The sequence below is a fragment of the Sinimarinibacterium flocculans genome, assembly GCF_003201205.1.
Taxonomy (GTDB): domain Bacteria; phylum Pseudomonadota; class Gammaproteobacteria; order Nevskiales; family Nevskiaceae; genus Solimonas; species Solimonas flocculans.
The window spans coordinates 1-1,814 of the sequence record NZ_QICN01000030.1 but is presented as its reverse complement, the minus strand read 5'-3'; the positions used below and the strand labels follow the sequence as shown (position 1 = coordinate 1,814).

At 64.7% G+C, this 1,814-nt stretch carries 3 protein-coding genes; all 3 read left to right on the top strand.

Going from position 1 to position 1,814, the window contains the following annotated elements; translation table 11 throughout:
• The coding region (locus C8D93_RS20240) for a DUF3034 family protein (RefSeq protein WP_146216692.1) at window positions 1-495 on the top strand (495 nt) is incomplete at its 5' end.
• 25 nt (window positions 496-520) lie between these two features.
• Window positions 521-982, top strand: a complete 462-nt coding sequence (locus C8D93_RS20235) for a group I truncated hemoglobin (RefSeq protein WP_110267089.1) — start codon at window positions 521-523, stop codon at window positions 980-982.
• A 141-nt stretch (window positions 983-1,123) separates the two neighbouring features.
• Window positions 1,124-1,814: OmpA family protein (locus C8D93_RS20230; protein WP_245904039.1), on the top strand; the 691-nt coding region annotated here is incomplete at its 3' end.

Here is a 1,814-nt window from a genome sequence, read left to right as displayed (position 1 = left end):
GACTGGGAAGCCTACGCCGCGTTCACCAAGGTGTTCTTCCGCTACAGCACGCTGGTCAATCTCGTCGCGCGCTACACCTCGGCCAATCAGATCGGTCTGGTCGGGTTCGGCAGCTGCGGAGGCGGCATTGAAGGCAACGAGCGGAATTGCCACAACGACAAGGAAGTGCGCTTCGAAGCCTCGGTGGCACACCTGGTCGCGAAGAACACGGCGATCGGCTTCGAGTACCAGCAGCACGGCGACAATCTCGACGGCCGCAGCATCAATATCGCGGGTCTGGACCTCACGGGCCTGACCAACCTGCTCGGCGGCGTCAGCCTCGATGGCCTGGCGGGTGCACTGCAGCAGGAGAAGGAAAGCGACTGGTGGGACATCTTCTTCGCCTACGCGCCGAACAAGAAGATCTCGTTCGTCATCGCCTACCTGATGCTCGGCAACATCTCGGTGTCGCCGGACAACAACGGCTTCTACTTCTCGACGCACCTGACGTTCTGATGTGCGCGATCAACAGGAGAGTGTCATGAACCGAATCAAATCTCTCGCGGCTGCCGTGGCCTTGACCGGTGCGGCACTGCTGCCGGCCCATGCGACCGAGCAGAAGACCAACCCGATCCTGGGCATCGACTCCGCATCGCTGGCCAAGTTCGGCGGCGCGCAGGGCGTGCGCAACTGGGTCGAGAGTCTTTTCTACTACATCATGCTCGACAACCGCATCAACTGGATCTTCAAGGAGTTCGGCAACGTCGAACGCCAGATCGTGTTGAACACGCAGCTCGAGCAGATGGTGCTCGGCGGTCACGTCGAGTACCAGGGCGCGAGCATGGCGGCGGCACACGCCGATCTCGGCATCACGATGGCGCAGTTCAACGCCGTGGTCGAAGCCGCCTACAACGCCTGCGAGCGCAACAACATCAGCTACCACGCCTGCAACCAGCTCATCAACGCGCTCGCACCCTTCACCGACGACATCGTCACGCGATAGCCACGCAGCCAGTCGTCACCCGCCACGATCGGGCCGCAGCCATCGCGCTGCGGTCCGGATGCGGCCGGCAGCCCTGCCTGCGTCGAACGCAGCACATCCATCAGCGGCACATCACGGAACTGATTGGGAGCCATGGAAGCCATGAACAGCAATCGTAAGAGTTGGGGTACCGCGGCGGCAGTCGTGATCGCGGGGTGTCTGGCGTTCGCGCACGGTACGCCTGTCCAGGCGCAGGGAAAGTTGACCTGTTCCCTGCCGTCGGAGGGCAAGCCGGTGGATTTCTCCGGCTGCGCGATCGGCGACACCGTGGTGCTGTACGGCGTGCATTTCGAGTTCGACAAGTCGGAACTCACCGTCGACTCCAAGCGCCTGCTCGATCAGGTCGCCGAAGCACTGCAGGGGCGCCCGGACATCAAGGTCGAAGTCGCGGGTCACACGGACAGCCGCGGCTCCGACGCCTACAACCAGCGCCTGTCCGAGGCGCGCGTCGAATCGGTGATGGCCTATCTTGCCGGCCGGGGCATCGATACGTCACGCATGAGCGCCGCCGGTTACGGCGAATCGATGCCGGTCGCGGACAACAGCACCGACGAAGGGCGCGCACTCAATCGTCGCGTCGAACTGCGCGTGACCGAGGCCAAGCCGGTGCCCACGCCGGCGCCGGCGCCGGTGGTGCAGGCGCCACCGCCGCCGCCGCCGGCCCCGACGTATACGGCCACACCGATTCCCACCGGCCTCTACGACGACGGCAAGGTGTTCCTGACCGGCGGCGTGTTCACGGTGGACGGTGCCGGCGGCGGTGGTGCGGTGCCGTGGGCAACGATCACCGGCT

What these genes read in the sequence shown, in the direction of transcription:
- C8D93_RS20235 (WP_110267089.1), top strand. Translation starts at nt 521, where the DNA reads ATGAACCGAATCAAATCTCTCGCGGCTGCCGTGGCCTTGACCGGTGCG.